This window comes from Burkholderia pulmonis, from assembly GCF_984667975.1.
In genome coordinates this window covers 971,058-987,756 of the sequence record NZ_OZ480187.1, presented here as the reverse complement: position 1 = coordinate 987,756, position 16,699 = coordinate 971,058, and the positions used below count along the sequence as shown (strand labels likewise).

The window sequence follows — 16,699 nt, the reverse complement described above, 5'->3', positions numbered from 1 at the left end:
TCGATGGAGGCCGTGTCGCTGAAGGCGCTCGCGTCGGTTTCGCCGCGCGAGTTCGCCGACATCCTGGCCGGGCCGCCCGAGCGCGCCGCCGCGTGGGTCGCGGCGGCGGCCGACAACGGCATCGTCGACGCGCAGGCCGTCTACGGGCAATACCTGCTCGACGGGCATGGCGTCGCGCGCGATCCGGCCGCCGCGTTCAACTGGTTCCGCCACGCGGCGCGAGCCGGCCACCCGATGGCGATGAACATGCTCGGTCGCTGCTACGAGTTCGGCTGGGGCACGGCCGCCTGCGCGCCGGTCGCCGTTTACTGGTACCGGCTCGCCGCGCAGGCGGGGCTCGACTGGGGCATGTACAACTACGCGACGGCACTCGCGCTCGGCAACGGCGCCGACGAGAACCGCGCCGACGCGCTCGACTGGTTTCGCCGCGCGGCCGCGCTCGGCCATGCGAAATCGATCAACCTGATCGGCGGCTTCTACGAGGATGGCTGGGTCGTCGCCGTCGATGTCGATGCCGCGTTCGACCACTATCGCCGTGCGGCCGTTGCCGGCGACTTCCGCGGCCAGTTCAACTATGCGCGGCTGCTCGCCGAGCGCGGGCGCATCGACGAAGCGCTCGGCTGGCTCGCGCGGGTGCCGGCCACCGCGACACCCGCGTTCGTCGCGAAGATGCGCGCGTATCTCGTGTCGTCGCCGGTCGACGCGTTTCGCGCGGCAGCCATGCAGCTGGCGCCGCACGCAATGGAATCCGCATCATGATGCTTCACATCCCCGGTGTACTGACCAACGAGCAGGTCGCGCAATGCCGCGACCTGCTCGATGCCGCCGAATGGGTCGACGGCAACGCGACGTCCGGCGCGCAGTCGGCGCTCGCGAAACGCAACCGGCAATTGCCGGAAGGCTCGCCCGTCGCGCGTACCGTCGGCGACGCGATCCAGGATGCGCTCGCACGCAATCCGCTGTTCTTCTCGGCTGCGCTGCCGTTGAAGGTGTTTCCGCCGCTGTTCAATCGCTATGCAGGCGGCGAGACGTTCGACACGCACGTCGACAACGCGATCCGGCTGCTGCGCGGCACGGATTTCCGCGTGCGCAGCGATCTGTCCGCCACGCTGTTTCTCGAAGCACCCGATGCGTACGACGGCGGCGAGCTGTGTATCGAGGATACCTATGGCGTGCATCGCGCGAAGCTGCCGGCGGGCGATCTCGTGCTGTATCCGGCATCGAGCCTGCATCACGTAACGCCGGTCACACGCGGCGAGCGCGTCGCGTCGTTCTTCTGGATCCAGAGCATGGTGCGCGACGACGGCGACCGCACGCTGCTGTTCCAGCTCGATACGCAGATCCAGGCGCTTTCCGCGGAAAAAGGCGCGAAGGATCCGATGGTCATTTCGCTGACCGGGATTTATCACAACCTGCTGAGGAAGTGGGCGGATGCGTAGCGTGAATCGGTAACGCCGACCTTTCCGGCAGCACGCGTTGGCCGCCCGGGCCGCCCGGCGCTTGCGCCGCATCGAAATGCGGGTCTAAAATGACCATCGTCAAATGACCATGCTCACATCATGATGCCGCACGCTCCCGTTTCGAAATCCGAATTCAAGGCTCGCGCGCTCGAATACTTCCGGCTCGTCGAGGCGTCGGGCGAAAGCCTGATCGTCACCGATCACGGCAAGCCGACGCTCGAGATCCGGCCGTATCACGCACGCGAAGCTCAGCCGTTGGACATATTGCGCGGCTCGGTCATGCGCTACGACAATCCTCTCGATCCGATTGCGGAAGATGAATGGGAGGCGTCGCGGTGATCGTGCTGGATACGCATGCATTGGTGTGGTGGGTGGCGGGCGACGCATTGCTCAGCAAGAAAGCGCGAAGCGCGATCGATCGCGCGCGGAGCGAAGGCGTGCTCGCCGCCTCCGCAATCTCCGCATGGGAAATTGCGATGCTGGTGCGCAACGACCGCCTCGCACTGACGATGGATGTCGATGCATGGCTCGCCACCGTCGCGCAAATCGACGGCATGCGCTTCGTGGCCGTCGATGCCGACATCGCCGCGAAATCCGCCGACCTGCCCGGCACGTTCCACAAGGATCCGGCTGACCGCATGATCGTTGCGACCGCGCGGCGGCTCGGAGCGCAGCTCGTCACCCGCGACGAGAAAATCCGCGCGTACGCACACGTGAAGACCCTCTGGTAAGCACCGCCCGCACACGGGCCCAACCGCCGCACATCCTTCGCCCGACTCTGGCATATTGGCGATTCATCTGACAAAAACGACCACGGCCGCCTCACCGCATCGGCACGTGGCCCGCAACCTTCGTCGCGCCACTTGCCCGTTACCGTGATACCGCTCTCCGATCCCGCAGTCCGGTCGATCGCCCTGATGGAGTCGCACGAAGGGTTCGTCGATCTCGCCACCTGCGATGAACGCATCGCCGTCGACCTCACCCGCAACGTCGTCGAAAACACGAGCCCGCATTTCCTGAAGGTGCGCCGCGGTGTCGCCGAGCGGCTGGCTGCCGCCGCGCGCACGCTCCCGGCCGGCCTGCGACTGTACGTCAAGGAAGGCTATCGCCCGCTCGCGCTCCAGCGCGCCTACTTCACCGGCCATCTGGCGCAATTACGCGAAACGCTGAATCCGCTGCCGTCCGACGATGCGCTTTACGAACTCGCGAGCCACTATGTCGCACCGCCCGAAGTCGCGGGCCACCCGACCGGCGCGGCTGTCGACCTGACGTTGATTGCCGCCGACGGCACCGAACTCGCCATGGGGTGCATGCTCGACGCCACCGACCAGGAATCGTCCGGCGCGTGCTACATGCACAACGCGTTCATCAGCCGCGCCGCCGCACGCAACCGCCAGGTACTGAGCAACGCACTGACCGGCGCCGGTTTCACGAATTACCCGTCCGAATGGTGGCACTGGTCGTTCGGCGACCGCTATTGGGCCGTCGTCCGGAACGAATCGCACGCAATTTACGGTCCCGTCGAGGAAAGCATGCTCGACGCAACATCGCGATGACAGGTTTTCCGGCTCGACGGGCGTAACTCGGTAACATCCTCACTTGCCGATCCCCCCGTGCTCCCGCACAATCGCTGCACCTGTCTCACTCCCCCCGCGCCGATGTCCTATGCGTCACTCGCCACCGGCGTCCTGCTCGCCGGCGGCCTTGGTCAACGCTTCGACCCGAGCGGCCTGCACAGCAAGCTGCTCGCGCTGCTTCCCGACGGCACGCCGGTCGCGGTCGCTGCCGCCCGCCATCTCGCGGCAGCCACGGCCGACGTGATCGCCGTCGTCCGCCCCGGCGCCGAAAAACTCGCGATTCTGCTGAACGAAGCCGGCTGCCAGGTCGTGTATGCACCCGACGCATTGCGCGGCATGGGCGCGAGCCTCGCCGCCGGCGTGCGCGCAACGCCCGACTCGAACGGCTGGCTCGTCGCACTCGGCGACATGCCGTGGATCGCGGCTTCCACCTACGAGGCCGTCACGCGCGCACTCGAAACCGACGATGCGTCGATCGTCGCGCCCGCGCATCGCGGCGTGCGCGGCCATCCGGTCGGCTTCGCCGCGCACCACTTCGATGCGCTCGCCGCGCTCGACGGCGACACCGGCGCCCGCGCGCTGTTCGCCAGCGCGCCGGTCAAACTGCTCGACGTCGACGATCCCGGCATCCTGCGTGACGTCGATACCCCGGCCGATTTGCGCTGATTCGACCGCACATGCCGGCGGGATCCCGCACGAAAACCGCCAATGGGCGAGTTTCGCCGACGATCGGCACCCGCCCGCAAGAATCCCGCTGCAAACGCGCGCCCGATTGCCTATAACGGAGACGAGGCGCACCCGCCGCGCCACCGCCGTCACGCACTGCGCGAGTTCTCCATGAGCGACCACACAACCCCGACGCCCGAGCCACCGGCCGACCCGAACCGCGATCCGGAAGACGACCCGATGTCGTCGCCGCCCGGTCATCACGACAACCCGCAGCAGCCCGACGGACCGCCGAGCAAGGATCCGATCTAGCCGCGCATGCACCTCTGTTTCCCGCGATGCGCGACCGCCACATGACGCGGTCTAACGCGCCGTATACCCGCCGTCGATCGGCAGCGATACGCCGCTGATCATCGACGCGGCATCGCTCAGCAAAAACAGGATCGGCTCGACGACCTCGTCCGGCTCCGCGAACCGGCCGAGCGGAATCGCGGCCAGCATCGGCGCGCGCTTCTCCGGTTCGCTCCACGCGAACTGCGCCATCGGCGTGAGCGTGACGGTGGGGTTCACGCTGTTCACACGAATGCCGTGCGGCCCGAGTTCGATGCACAGCACGCGCGTGATCGCGTCCATCGCCGCCTTCGACGCGCAATAGCTCAGATGCGCCGGCAGGCCGACGAGCGCAGCCTGGCTCGATACGTTGACGATGCTGCCGCGTGCGCGCGCCGCGCCGCGCCCGTCGCGTTCGATCATCTTCCGCGCGACGGCCCGCGCAACGAGCGCCGCGCCGCGCGCATTGACGGCCATCACGCGATCGAAATGTCCGGCGCCGACATCGAGCGCCGGTTCGAGCGACGCAATGCCCGCGCAATTGACGAGGCCGTCGAACGCGTCGTATGCGGCGAGTGCGGCATCGATCGCGTGTTCGTCACCGCCGACATCCAGGCGCAACGTATCGCACGCAATCTCGCCGGCGAGCGTGTCGAGCGCGCCCATGTCGCGCCCGGCCGCGACGACATGCGCCCCCGCCTGCGCGAGTGCGACCGCGCACGCGCGTCCGATCCCGCTCGATGCGCCCGTGACGAGCACCCGTGTGCCGCTGAAATCGAATCGTGTGTTCATGATGACGTGCCCAGCCTGTGCATGATCGGCTTGAGTGCCGGATACAGCGCCGTGTAGAGAGCGAAACGCGCGTCGTACGCTTGTGCGCGATCGGCGTCGGGCCGCGCGCGCTCGACGAGCGTGACCCAGCCGCCCTGCGCGTCGTCGTCCGACACGAGTCCGGTTCCGACGCCCGCGAGCAATGCTGCCCCCATCGCCGCTTCGACGTCCTGCTCGATCGTCCACACCGGGAAACCCGTCACGTCCGCGATGATCTGCATCCACAGCGCCGAATGGGCGGCGCCGCCGACGACGATCAACCGGTCGTCGAGCGCCGCCGCGCCGCGGCGGCCGGCCTCGATGTTGTGTCGCAGCGCGAACGCGATGCCCTCGAGCACCGCACGATAAAGATGTGCACGCGTATGCGCGAGACTCAGCCCGACGAACGCCCCGCTCGCCTTCGCGTCCCACACCGGGCTGCGCTCGCCCATCAGGTACGGCAGGAACAGCACGCCATCGGCGCCTGCCGGCACGCTTTCGGCCGCTTCCTCGAGCAGCACGTGCGGATCGCCGTGCGGCAACAGGCGTGCCGCATCGGTTTCCGCATGACAGAACTGGTCGCGAAACCACGCGACCGACGCGCCGGCCGTGATCGCCCCGCCGAACACGTACAGGTCGCGCTGCCCGTTGAACACGTGCGGCATGCTGACGAGCCCGTGCCGCGCATCGACGTGCCGGTTCACGTAGCCCCAGCACATGCTGGTGCCGATCATCGCGACATGCTGCCCGGTGCGCGTCGCGCCGGCCGCGAAAGTCGCGACGGCCGCATCGACGCCGCCCGCGACAACGGGCGTGCCGGCCGGCAGCCCGAGATGCTCCGTCCATTGCGACAGCAGGCCGCCGACGATCTCCGTCGAATCGACGAGCAGCTCGGGCATCATCGTCGCCGGAATGCCGAGCATGTCGAGCGCGTCGTCGGACCACTCGCGACGCGCGACGTCGTACACGCCGCCGATGTTGCCGGCCGAACTGTGATCGACCGCGACCTCGCCGGTCAGCAGGTAGATCACGTACGCGTTCGGCGGCAGGAAATAGCGCACGTTCGCCCACACGTCCGGCCGCTGCTCGCGCAGCCACAGCATCTTGGTGAAACCGTAGTAGCTGTCGACGCCGTTGCCCGTGATCACGCGCAGCCGCTCGACGTTCACGTGTTCGTTGACCCAGTCGACTTCCGCGGTCGCGCGCCGGTCCATCCAGATCAGGCACGGATGCAGCGGCCGCATGTCGATGTCGACCGGGATGCCCGAGCCGCCGTACAGGCTGCTCACGCACACCGCGCGGATCGCATCGGCCGGCACGCCCTGCGCGCGCGCGTCGCTCACGCAACCCGCGATGCATTCGCGCACCGCGTCGAACCACACCTGCGGCCACTGCTCGGCCCACAGCGGGCGCGGCGTATCGGGCTGGTAGCCAGCCGACCGCCGTGCGACGATCGTGCCGTGCCGGTCGACCAGCAGCGCCTTGGTGCTCTGCGTGCCGATGTCGACGCCTATCACGTATTCCATGATGTCTCCGGTGAGGCGCATGCCTGCCGCATCAGCGGGCCGGCGTCAGCAGCACCTTGATCGATTCGGGCGATTTCGCGACGCGGATCGCGTCGTCCCAGTCCTCGAGTGCGAAGCCGTGCGTGACGATGCCTTTCGACGTGACGAGCCCGCGCGCGAGCAGGTCAATCGCGACCGGATAGCAATAGGGCCCAAGGTGCGCGCCGCGTACATCGAGCTCCTTGCGGTCGCCGATGATCGACCAGTCGACGGTCGCATCCTCGCCGAACACGCTGAATTCGACGAAGCGGCCGAGCTTGCGGATCAGGTCGAGCCCCTGGCTCACGCCGACCGGCGCGCCCGTCGTCTCGATGTACACGTCGCAGCCGTAGCCGTCGGTCAGCGCGCGGACGATCTCGCGCGCATCGTCGCGCTTCGGGTTGATCGTCACGTCGGCGCCGTACTGACGCGCAAGTTCGAGCCGTTCGTCGATGAGGTCGATCACGACGAGCTTCTTCGGCGTCTTCAGGTGCGCGACCTGCGTCATCATCAGCCCGAGCGGGCCGGCGCCCGCGATCACGACGACGTCGTCGAGCTGGACGTCGCCGCGGTTCACCGTATGGATCGCGCATGACAGCGGCTCGATGATCGCGGCATCTTCGAGCGACACGCCGAGCGGGATCTTGTGGACGATCGCCGTTGGCGGAATGCGCATGTACTCGGCCATCCCGCCGTCGGCGACTTCGCGCTGGAAGCCGAAGATGTTGTGCACTTCGCACATCCAGTACTGGCCCGACTTGCAATAGCGGCACTTGCCGCACGGCACGATCTGTTCGGCGATCACGCGATCGCCCATGGCCACGCCGAAATGTTCCGCCGCGCCTTCGCCGAGCGCTTCGACGTAGCCGAAGAATTCGTGGCCGGGAATCACCGGCGCCTTCACCCACGGGCTCGGTCCGCCCCAGAACATCTTGGCGCCCGTATAGCACTTGCAGTCGCTCGCGCAGATCCCGCATGCGGCAATGCGGATCACGAGCTCGTTCGTGCCGGGGCGCGGCTTCGCCACCTGCTCGACGCGATAATCCTCGGGGCCGTGGCAGACGACCGCGGTCATCCGCGGCTGGGCTTCGGGTGTCGTCATGAGTTGTCTCTTTCGTTGATGATAGGGATGGCTGATCGAATGAATCGTTACCGCGACCGCTCGCGGCTGATGTAGATCGCGAGCAGGATGATTCCGCCCTTGATCACGTTCTGCACATACGGGTTCACGCCGATCATGTTCAGCCCGTTGTTGAGCACGCCGAGCAGCAGCGCACCGACCAGCGTGCCGAGGATCGCGCCGCGCCCGCCGGAGATCGACGTGCCGCCCATCACGACGGCCGCGATCGCGTCGAGTTCGAAGCCCACGCCCGCGTTCGGCTGCCCGCTCATCAGCCGGCCCGTCAGCACGATCGCGGCGAGCGCCGACGTGACGCCGGCCAGCGTGTAGACGATCAGCTTCACGCGCGCGACGCGCACGCCGGTGAGCCGCGTCGCCTGTTCGTTGCCGCCGATCGCATACACGTAGCGGCCGAACGGCATCCGGTCGAGCAGCAGCCACGCGATCGCATAGACCACCAGCATGATCAGCACCGGCGCCTGGATGCCGAGCACCTTGCCGCTGCCGAAGAACGCGACCCAGTCGGGCAGCCCGTCGATCGGATAGCCGCCCGTGTAGATCAGCGCGAGGCCGCGCGCGATGCCCATCGTCGCGAGCGTGACGATGATCGGCGGCATCCCCGCGAACGCGACGAACACGCCGTTCAGGAAGCCGAAGCCGAGGCCGACCGCGATGCCGATCGCGAGCGCGGCGACCGCGTTGACGCCCGCGACCATCAGCCCGGCCGCAAGCGTGCCCGACAGCGCCATCACCGAGCCGACCGACAGGTCGATCCCGCCCGTCAGGATCACGCAGGTCATGCCGACCGCGATGATCGCGTTGATCGACACCTGGCGCAGCACGTTCTCGAGGTTCGCGGCAGACAGGAAGCTCGGGCTCGCGATCATCATCGCGATGCACACGACGATCAGGCCGACGAGCGGATAGAACAGCGTCGAGCGCCGCAGTTGCGCCCACATCGCGCGCGGCGGCGGTGCATCGCCGGTAGTGGCCGCGAGCGTCGTGGAAGGTGTGGAAGAAGAATCAGGCAGGTTCATGGGTCGCTCCTCGCGTGCCGGCCGTGGCATAGGTCATGACCGTGTCGGGATCGATCTCGTCGCCGGCGAGCGTCGCCTCGATGCGTCCTTGCCGGAACACGGCGACGCGATCGCACATGCCGACGATTTCCGGCAGCTCGGACGAGATCATGATGATGGCGTAGCCGCGCGCGGTGAGTTCGCGCATCAGCCCGTAGATTTCGGCTTTCGCGCCGACGTCGATGCCGCGCGTCGGCTCGTCGAAGATCAGCACCGACGTGTGATGGTTCAGCCAGCGCGCGATCACGACCTTCTGCTGGTTGCCGCCGGACAGCGTCGCGACCTCGGTGTGGATCGACGGCGCCTTCACGCCGACGCGCCGCATCACGTCGTGCGTCGTGCGCGCCTCGCCGCGGCGATCGATCAGCCAGCGCATCGACCGGTACTTGCCGAGGTTGTTCAGCGAGATGTTGTCGCGGATCGAGAACGACGTGACGAGCCCTTCCGTCTTGCGGCTTTCCGGCAGGATGCCGATGCCCGCGCGCAACGCATCGGCCGGATCGGCAAGCTTCGCCGCCGCGCCGCGCACGCGCAGGTCCTTGCGGTGCGCCCGCGTCGCGCCGATCACCGCCAGCGCGGTTTCGGTGCGGCCCGAGCCGACGAGCCCGGCGAAGCCGAGGATCTCGCCCGCCCGCAGCGTGAAGCGGTTCACCGGGCCGTCGCGCTCGATCTGCAGCGCATCGACTTCGAGCACGGCCGGCGCGTCGGGCGGCAGTACCGGCTTCGGCGGAAAGCTGCTCTCGATCCGGCGGCCGACCATCATCCGCACCAGTTGCTCGACGTCGGTGCGCGCCACGTCGGTCGTCGCGACGTATTGGCCGTCGCGCAGCACCGTGATGCGATCGCACACCGCGAAGATCTCGTCGAGGTGATGCGAGATGAAGATCATCGCGACGCCCTGCCGCTTCAGCTCGCGCATGATCGCGAACAGGTGCCCGGCTTCCGCCGGCGTGAGGGTGGCGGTCGGCTCGTCGAGGATCAGGATGTGCGCGTCGAGCGACAGCGCCTTGCCGATCTCGACGAACTGCTGCTGCGCGACCGACAGCGCGCGAATCGGCGCATCGAGATCGATCGCCACGCCGAGGCGCGCGAAGATCGCGGCCGCCGCATCGCGCATCCGCTTGCGGTCGCGCGCCCCCCAGCGATTGCGCAGCTCGCGGCCGAGGAACAGGTTGTCGACGGCATCGAGGTGCGGAATCAGGCTGAATTCCTGGAACACGATGCCGACGCCCGCCGAAACCGCGTCGTGATAGTCCGCGAAATGGCGCGCGGCGCCGTCGATCTCGATCGTGCCGGCATCCGGCTGATGAATGCCGCACAGGATCTTCATCAGCGTCGACTTGCCCGCACCGTTCTCGCCGAGCAGCGCGTGGATCTCGCCGCGCCCAATCTCCAGGTGAATGTCGGACAGCGCCTTCACGCCCGGAAAGCTTTTCGTGATATGGCTGAGCCTGAGTATCGTGTCCATCGGCTTCTCCGTGCGAAGGACGCCGGCCGCGCCGCCACCCTTCGCGTTGCGTCGCACGTCGCTCACCAGCTGAAGCCCTTCGCGTTGCCGCGATCGACGACCTTCACGTCGACCGGGATCGCCTTCGGCACCGTCGCGCCCCACTTGCGTGCGATCGCGATGCCGAGCGCGATGCGCACCTGGTCGGCCGGGAATTGCGCGGTCGTCTCGATGAATTTCGAATTCGGCTTCTGGATCGCGGCGATCGCCTCGGGTGCGCCGTCGACGCTCGTCAGCTTGATGTCCTTGCCGGAACCCTCGATCGCGGCGAGCGCGCCCATCGAGCCGCCGTCGTTCACGCTGAAGATGCCCTTCAGGTTCGGATGCGCGGAGATCATGTTTTCCGTCACCGACAGCGCGGTCGCGCGCTCCTGCTTGCCGTTCTGCGTGTCGACGAGCTTCACGTTCGGGAATTTCGCGAGCCCGGCCTTGCAGCCGCGCACGCGTTCGAGAATCGGCACGACCGGAATGCCGTCGAGGATCGCGACTTCGCCGCTGCCGCCGATCGCCTTCGCGAGGTATTCGCACGACATCACGCCCGCGTCGTAGTTCTTCGAGCCGACGAACGAATCGACCGGGCCGTTCGCGTTCGCATCGACCGCGACGACCACCACGCCGGCCTTTTTCGCCTGCGTGATCGCCGACTGGATGCCGGTCGAATCGGTCGGGTTCACGAGCAGGATGTCGATCTTCTTCTGCAGCATGTCCTCGACGTCGCTCACCTGCTTGCTGACGTCGTGATGCGCGTCGGTCACGACGACCTGCGCGCCGATCGATGCGGCCGCGTCGTTCAGCGCCTTCTGCATCGTCACGAAATACGGGTTGTTCAGCTCCTGGAACGTCATGCCGATGCGCAACGGCGCGGCCTGCGCGGCGGCAGCCGGCAACAGGGCCGCGACGGCGAGCGCGGCAACGGCCGCCATGCGGGCGGCGCGACGGGGGGATGAAGCGGGCGATGCGTGCGTCATGACGGCGTCTCCAAAATTGTGTGCAGCTTTTTCGTGGGTGAGTGAGCCCCTCGCGACATGAATGGCGCGATCGGCTGGGTGAAACGGCGGGGAAACTTCAGGCGGGCGCGGGCCCGGCGATCATCCGGGCTGCGGTGCGAGCTCGGGTGCGCCGGGCGTCAGCACGCGCGGCGGCAGCGGGTTGCCGGTAGGCGCCGCATGCAGCGCCAGGTCGCGGCTGCGCGCGTTCAGGCGTTGCAGCGCGCGGAATTCGGACGGCGCCATCCCCTTCACCGCGCGGAACTGGCGGTTGAAGTTCGACACGTTGTTGAAGCCGGCCTGGAAGCAGATGTCGGTGATGTTCGCGTCGTCGGCGAGCAGCATCTGGCACGCGGATTCAATCCGCAGACGATTCACGTACTGGACGAACGGCATGCCCGTCTGGCGATGGAATGCGCGCGAGAACGCGCTGATGCTCTGCCCGGTCAGTTGCGCGAGATCGGATTCGCGCAGCTCGGACGCGAGGTTCTTGCCGATGTACGACAACGCGTGGCTGAGGCGTGTGGGCGTGACGTCGGCCTGGTCGTATGCGGGGCTCGCGAGCGGCGTGCGTTCCGCCGCGCCGCAAAGCCGTTCGAGGATCGTCATGAACAGCGCGATGCGGCGCATCCCGCGCGCGGCCAGCAGCGCGTCGAACAGCGGCGCGATCGCGGCGCTCGTGGCGGCGTCGAAACCGACGCCCCGGCGCGCTTCGTCGAGCAGCGCCTGCGCGTCGCGGCATTCGGGGAACGCGTCCATGCAGCGGCGCACGAACGCCGGGTCGAACTGGATCACGAGGTTGCGGCGCTCGACGGTCTCGCCTTCGGCCATGTCGCTGACCCAGTTGTGCGGCAGGTTCGGGCCGAGCAGCACGAGATGGCCGGGGCCGAACGAGCCGATGTGATCGCCGACGAAATACTTGCCGTGCGTCGCGACGATCAGGTGCAGCTCGAATTCGGGATGGAAATGCCAGCGGATCGTGCGGTACGGATAGCCGTGCGACCAGACCTTGAACGACTCGTCGCGTCGCACGTCGACCACTTCGAGATCGGGGTGCATCATGTTGGCGTCTCCATTCCCATGTATCGCTGCTGGCCGGCCTGTTCGGCTGTTCGCACGTGCACCGCGGGTTTCGTGCGGCACGGCGACCGGTCGCATGGGAAGCAATGTAGGTCGATCGAGCGCGCGGCTCCACCAACTTTACGCCTGATTTCCGATACTTTTTTGCGCAATCCGGCCGGAAACGGCGCCGGATGGCAAATTTGTGCAGCGCGGAACGGCGGACGGCCGCCCGCGCCGGCTTTACGCGGACGCGTGCTCGCGCGCCGTGCGCACCTCGTACGCCTTCAGGTGGTTGTACGCGATCCGCAGCAGCGACAGCGCATCGGCCGCCTGCGGGTCGCGCCGCGCGAGCAGGTCGCCGATCACGTGATCGGCTTCGACGCGCGCATGGTTCTCGACGTCGCGCAGCATCGACGCGGTCAGCGGCGACGGCGTCAGCACCATCCGCTGCATCCGCTCGATCGCCGTCGGGTCGGGCCGGTGGCCGTGGTGTTCGGCGATCGCGCTGCATTCGGCGAGCATCGTCTCGAGCAGGCGGCGGCCATCCGGTGCGGCAAGAATGTCGCCGACCGAGCCCCGGAACAGCGACGTGCTCGCGGCGAGCGTCGCGAGAAACACCCATTTTTCCCACATCCGCGCGGCAATGTTGTCGCTGAGCGTCGCGTCGAAGCCCGCGCCGCCGAGCACGTCGGCCACCGCGCGCACGCGCGGCGATTCGCCGCCGGCGAGCTCGCCGAACGACACGCCGTGCGTATCGTTCAGGTGCACGATGCGCTGCTCGCGATCGAGCGTCGCCGCGATCACGCAGAGGCCGCCGAGTACCTGTGCGGCGTCGAAGCGGTCGCGCAGCACGTCGAGGTGGCGCATCCCGTTGAGCATCGGCAGGATCAGCGTCTGCGGGCCGACGAACGGCGCGAACGAGGAAACCGCATCGTCGAGGCTGTATGCCTTGCAGCTCAGCAGCACGAGGTCGAACGGCGCGACGCCGGCGCCGGCATCGCCCGCGCGCACGGTCTGCACGTTCGCGAGCGTCAGGTCGCCGTGCGGGCTGCGGATCAGCAGCCCGTCGCGCGCGAGTGCTGCCGCGCGGCCATCGCGTACCAAGAACGTCACGTCACGCCCGGCCGCTGCCAGCCGGCCGCCGAAGTATCCGCCGACCGCGCCGGCCCCTACCACCAGAATCCGCATCGTTGCCTCCTTTCGGTTTCGTTCAGTGCGCACGCACCATCGCCCCGACAGTATAGCGATGCCCGTTATGCATATGCATAGATGCCCGCATCGACGTCGAGGGCATGGACCGCTGCGTCGTTTTCTAAGGGATTTCCCGTCTACGGCGCCGCACGTTGCACGCCGTCAAGACACTTATCCCGTCACGCCGTCCCTGGCGAGCATCCTCGACTGACCGACCACATACCATGCGCAACCTTTCCCTGAATCAGAAACTCGCCTCGATGATCGTCATCCTGTGGCTCGGCCTGCTCGTCATTGCCGGGCTCGGCGCATGGCAGACGCGCGCCTCGATGATCGCGGACCGCCGCGACCAGCTCGCGTCGCTGGTCGCCCAGGCCACGAGCGTGGCCGACCATTACTACAAGCTGTCGCAGCAGAACGCGATGCCGGAAACCGATGCGAAGCAGAAGGCGCTCGAGGCGATCGCCGCGATGCGCTACGGCACCGACGGCTATATCTCGGTCAACGATTCGAAGCCGGTGATCGTGATGCACCCGATCAAGACCGACCTCAACGGCAAGGACGTGTCGAATTTCACCGACCCGAACGGCAAGCACCTGTTCGTCGAGATCGTGAAAGCCGGCAACGCGGAAGGCGGCAAGGGCTTCGTCGAGTATCTGTGGCCGAAGCCGGGCGCGGACAAGCCGCAGGAGAAGACCAGCGCCGTGCAGCGCTTCGCGCCGTGGGACTGGTATCTGGTGACGGGCATGTACATGAACGACGTGCGCTCGGCGGTGCTCGCGAGCATTGGCCGCTGGCTCGCGATGACGGCCGTGCTCGGCGCGATCGCGACCGCCGTGATGGTGCTGGTGCTGAAGAGCGTTCGCGCGAACCTCGGCGGCGAGCTCGAAGTGGCGCTCGACGCCGCGCAGCGCATCGCGCAGGGCGACCTGACCGCGCGCGTGACCGTGAAACAGGACGATCGCGGCAGCCTGCTGCATGCGCTGCACACGATGCAGGGCGGCCTGATCGACATGGTGTCGCGCGTTCGGATGGGCACCGAGAACATCAACGTCGGCGCGAGCGAGATCGCGTCCGGCAACACGGACCTGTCGCAGCGTACCGAGGAACAGGCGGCCGCGCTCGTGCAGACCGCGTCGAGCATGGACCAGATGACCGCGAACGTGAAGCAGAACGCGGACAGCGCCGCGCAGGCCGCATCGCTCGCCGGCCAGGCCGCGCAGGTCGCGACCCGCGGCAGCGCGGTGGTCGACGACGTCGTGCGCACGATGAACGAAATCACCGACCGTTCGCACAAGATCGGCGACATCATCGGCGTGATCGACGGGATCGCGTTCCAGACCAACATCCTCGCGCTGAATGCGGCCGTCGAAGCGGCACGCGCAGGCGAACAGGGCCGCGGCTTCGCGGTGGTCGCGGCCGAAGTGCGCTCGCTCGCGCAACGCTCGGCGACGGCGGCGAAGGAGATCAAGTCGCTGATCGTATCGTCGAACGAGACGGTCGAACACGGCGCGACGCTCGTCACGCACGCAGGCGAGACGATGGCCGAGCTCGTGCAGTCGGTGCGGCGCGTGAACGAGATTCTCGACGAAATCAGCCACGCATCGCGCGAGCAGAGCGCCGGGATCGAGCAGGTCAATCGCGCGGTGGGCGAAATGGACCAGGTCACGCAGCAGAATGCGGCGCTCGTCGAACAGGCTGCGGCGGCCGCGCACTCGCTGCGCGATCAGGCCGAAGCGCTGCGCGACGCCGTCACGCGGTTCGCGTTGCCGGCCTGACGCCCCCGCCCGGCGCGCGCGCTCACGCCGCGCCGCCGGCCTGCAGTTCGGCCTCGCCGCGCCCGAGCCCCAACCCCGCCGCCCGCTGGATCAGCTCGACGTCGTTGTTCGCGCCGAGCTTCTTCATCGCGCTGATCTTCTGCGCACTGACCGTCTGCTTGCCCTTGCTCAGACGCTGCGCGATCGTCTTGATCGGCACGCCCGACAGATACAGGCGAATCACCTCGATCTCGCGCGCCGACAGCTTCACGGGCGCCTCGCCCCGCTCACCGAGCGCGTCGACCGCGCGCCGGACGGACGGCGACAGGTACGCCCCGCCGCTGTAGCTCGAATGGATCGCCGTGACGATGTGGCCGACCTCGTCGAACTTGCTGACGACACTCACGCCGCCGGTCGCGAGGATCGACCGGAAGATCAGCGGATTCTCGTTCGCGACCAGCGCGACGATCCCGGCGTTCGGGCGCGTGCGCCGCAGCCAGTCGAACAGCGCGAGGCCGTCCATCTGCGCGTCGCCGCGAATCGCATAGTCGACCAGCACGACGTCGCACTCGACGCCGCCGAGCGACGCGGCCAGTTCGACCGCGCTCCGATAGACCGCGACGAGTTCGATCGCGCAGGTGCTGCCTGCGATCTGCTCGATGCCGGCCAGCGTCAGCGGCCAGTCGTACGCGAAGACGATGCGAACATTGAATTTCCTCATGCGCAGTTCCCGGTGGTTCACCGGCCACGTGGCACGGAGCGCGCGCGGCCGGTTGGACGTTGAAAGGACATTCGGGCTACTTTTAGCCTGAACATCGATTCTATGAACCTGCGCACGGGCGGGATATCGGACGGCATACGAATCGGCCGTCGGGGACGTAATACGAGTTTGATATGTGCGCGGGTTCCGCGGCCCGCGGCCAACGGTCGACCGCCGCAGCATCGGCCCGACGGCCGGTGTTGCACGCGGCTCGGCCGGCCAGCAGGTAAAATTGCCCTTTTGCATGCCATCCCGGCCCCCGGCGGCGAGCGACGCGCCGATGCCGGCCGCGCGCCACCGCCCTTTCGCCGACAGCCCGTACTCCCCGCTTTCCCCATGACCGATTCCGACCTGCAATCCGACGACACCTCCATCCACGAAGACGGCCTCTGGCACGACAACGGCTGGACGGCCCGCATCATCAAGAACGAAGACGACGACGGCTGGGCCGTCGAGATGATCAAGGACGGCGAGTCCGAGCCCGCGCTGGTCGGGCCGTGGACCATGGGCCGCGACAAGAAGAATCCGAAGCCGATGGACGCGAACGCGTTCCGCACGCTCGTGAAGACCGCGACCGAAGTGCTGATGCGGCACGAACAGCAGCGGCGCGCGATGCTGCACAAGGAAGTGACGGTCCAGGACGAAGCCGGGCAGGACGTGTCGGTGACGCTCGACATCGTGCCGGACGAATTCGAGCCGTATGCGCAACTGAAGGCATTCGACCCGTATGGCGACCTGCTGGCCGATGCGAAGGTGTCGGCCGGGTTCAAGCTCAACAAGGCCAGCGCCGAACGCTGGGTCGCATCGGGCTTCGAACGGCCCGCGTGACTACGCCCGGCGCGCCACCGCGCGC

At 67.6% G+C, this 16,699-nt stretch carries 18 protein-coding genes; 9 read left to right on the top strand and 9 right to left on the bottom strand.

Annotated elements, in window-relative coordinates; genetic code table 11:
• Positions 1-3 precede the first annotated feature (3 nt).
• The 7 genes from AC5LXK_RS21195 (at position 4) to AC5LXK_RS21165 (ending at position 4,015) form a co-directional block, all read left to right on the top strand.
• Positions 4-759: a tetratricopeptide repeat protein gene (locus tag AC5LXK_RS21195; protein WP_493393412.1), complete on the top strand. Its 756-nt coding sequence runs from the start codon at positions 4-6 to the stop codon at positions 757-759.
• Positions 756-1,439, top strand: a complete 684-nt coding sequence (locus AC5LXK_RS21190; protein ID WP_493393411.1) for a Fe2+-dependent dioxygenase — start codon at positions 756-758, stop codon at positions 1,437-1,439. The genes AC5LXK_RS21195 and AC5LXK_RS21190 overlap by 4 nt, the downstream gene beginning before the upstream one ends.
• Before the next feature lie 120 nt (positions 1,440-1,559).
• A complete protein-coding gene (locus tag AC5LXK_RS21185; protein WP_493393410.1) occupies positions 1,560-1,799 on the top strand; it encodes a type II toxin-antitoxin system Phd/YefM family antitoxin in 240 nt (79 codons plus the stop codon).
• The gene (locus AC5LXK_RS21180; protein ID WP_493394029.1) at positions 1,796-2,191 is read left to right on the top strand and encodes a type II toxin-antitoxin system VapC family toxin; all 396 of its coding nucleotides are present in this window, start codon (positions 1,796-1,798) and stop codon (positions 2,189-2,191) included. Before AC5LXK_RS21185 ends, AC5LXK_RS21180 begins: the two co-directional genes overlap by 4 nt.
• Positions 2,192-2,377: 186 nt before the next feature.
• The gene (locus AC5LXK_RS21175; RefSeq protein ID WP_493393409.1) at positions 2,378-3,016 is read left to right on the top strand and encodes a M15 family metallopeptidase; all 639 of its coding nucleotides are present in this window, start codon (positions 2,378-2,380) and stop codon (positions 3,014-3,016) included.
• A gap of 102 nt (positions 3,017-3,118) precedes the next feature.
• On the top strand, positions 3,119-3,703 hold the full coding sequence (locus AC5LXK_RS21170) for a nucleotidyltransferase family protein (RefSeq protein ID WP_493393408.1): 585 nt from the start codon (positions 3,119-3,121) through the stop codon (positions 3,701-3,703).
• A 171-nt stretch (positions 3,704-3,874) separates the two neighbouring features.
• Positions 3,875-4,015: a hypothetical protein gene (locus tag AC5LXK_RS21165; RefSeq protein WP_493393407.1), complete on the top strand. Its 141-nt coding sequence runs from the start codon at positions 3,875-3,877 to the stop codon at positions 4,013-4,015.
• 51 nt (positions 4,016-4,066) lie between these two features.
• Here the strand turns inward: AC5LXK_RS21165 and AC5LXK_RS21160 are convergent, their stop codons facing one another.
• The 8 genes from AC5LXK_RS21160 to panE all read right to left on the bottom strand — a co-directional run bounded on the left by AC5LXK_RS21160 (position 4,067) and on the right by panE (position 13,326).
• Positions 4,067-4,825: an SDR family oxidoreductase gene (locus AC5LXK_RS21160; RefSeq protein ID WP_493393406.1), complete on the bottom strand. Its 759-nt coding sequence runs from the start codon at positions 4,823-4,825 to the stop codon at positions 4,067-4,069.
• The gene (locus AC5LXK_RS21155; RefSeq protein ID WP_493393405.1) at positions 4,822-6,369 is read right to left on the bottom strand and encodes an FGGY-family carbohydrate kinase; all 1,548 of its coding nucleotides are present in this window, start codon (positions 6,367-6,369) and stop codon (positions 4,822-4,824) included. The genes AC5LXK_RS21160 and AC5LXK_RS21155 overlap by 4 nt, the downstream gene beginning before the upstream one ends.
• A 31-nt stretch (positions 6,370-6,400) precedes the next feature.
• Complete coding sequence (locus AC5LXK_RS21150) at positions 6,401-7,489, bottom strand: alcohol dehydrogenase catalytic domain-containing protein (protein ID WP_493393404.1); 1,089 nt, start codon at positions 7,487-7,489, stop codon at positions 6,401-6,403.
• A gap of 47 nt (positions 7,490-7,536) precedes the next feature.
• The gene (locus AC5LXK_RS21145) at positions 7,537-8,544 is read right to left on the bottom strand and encodes an ABC transporter permease (protein WP_493393403.1); all 1,008 of its coding nucleotides are present in this window, start codon (positions 8,542-8,544) and stop codon (positions 7,537-7,539) included.
• Positions 8,531-10,051 carry a sugar ABC transporter ATP-binding protein gene (locus AC5LXK_RS21140; RefSeq protein WP_493393402.1) on the bottom strand — a complete coding sequence of 507 codons (1,521 nt, stop codon included), beginning with the start codon at positions 10,049-10,051 and terminating at the stop codon, positions 8,531-8,533. Before AC5LXK_RS21140 ends, AC5LXK_RS21145 begins: the two co-directional genes overlap by 14 nt.
• Before the next feature lie 62 nt (positions 10,052-10,113).
• On the bottom strand, positions 10,114-11,058 hold the full coding sequence (locus tag AC5LXK_RS21135; protein ID WP_493393401.1) for a substrate-binding domain-containing protein: 945 nt from the start codon (positions 11,056-11,058) through the stop codon (positions 10,114-10,116).
• A 120-nt stretch (positions 11,059-11,178) separates the two neighbouring features.
• Positions 11,179-12,138: an AraC family transcriptional regulator gene (locus tag AC5LXK_RS21130; protein WP_493393400.1), complete on the bottom strand. Its 960-nt coding sequence runs from the start codon at positions 12,136-12,138 to the stop codon at positions 11,179-11,181.
• A gap of 240 nt (positions 12,139-12,378) precedes the next feature.
• A complete protein-coding gene (panE, locus tag AC5LXK_RS21125; RefSeq protein WP_493393399.1) occupies positions 12,379-13,326 on the bottom strand; it encodes a 2-dehydropantoate 2-reductase in 948 nt (315 codons plus the stop codon).
• Positions 13,327-13,553: 227 nt separating this feature from the next.
• Between panE and AC5LXK_RS21120 the strand changes: the two genes are divergently transcribed.
• A complete protein-coding gene (locus tag AC5LXK_RS21120; protein WP_493393398.1) occupies positions 13,554-15,107 on the top strand; it encodes a methyl-accepting chemotaxis protein in 1,554 nt (517 codons plus the stop codon).
• A gap of 22 nt (positions 15,108-15,129) precedes the next feature.
• On the opposite strand, the gene AC5LXK_RS21115 is transcribed toward AC5LXK_RS21120, so the two are convergent.
• On the bottom strand, positions 15,130-15,807 hold the full coding sequence (locus AC5LXK_RS21115) for a LuxR C-terminal-related transcriptional regulator (protein ID WP_493393397.1): 678 nt from the start codon (positions 15,805-15,807) through the stop codon (positions 15,130-15,132).
• A 375-nt stretch (positions 15,808-16,182) separates the two neighbouring features.
• Between AC5LXK_RS21115 and AC5LXK_RS21110 the strand changes: the two genes are divergently transcribed.
• On the top strand, positions 16,183-16,674 hold the full coding sequence (locus tag AC5LXK_RS21110) for a hypothetical protein (RefSeq protein ID WP_493393396.1): 492 nt from the start codon (positions 16,183-16,185) through the stop codon (positions 16,672-16,674).
• Positions 16,675-16,699: the final 25 nt, after the last annotated feature.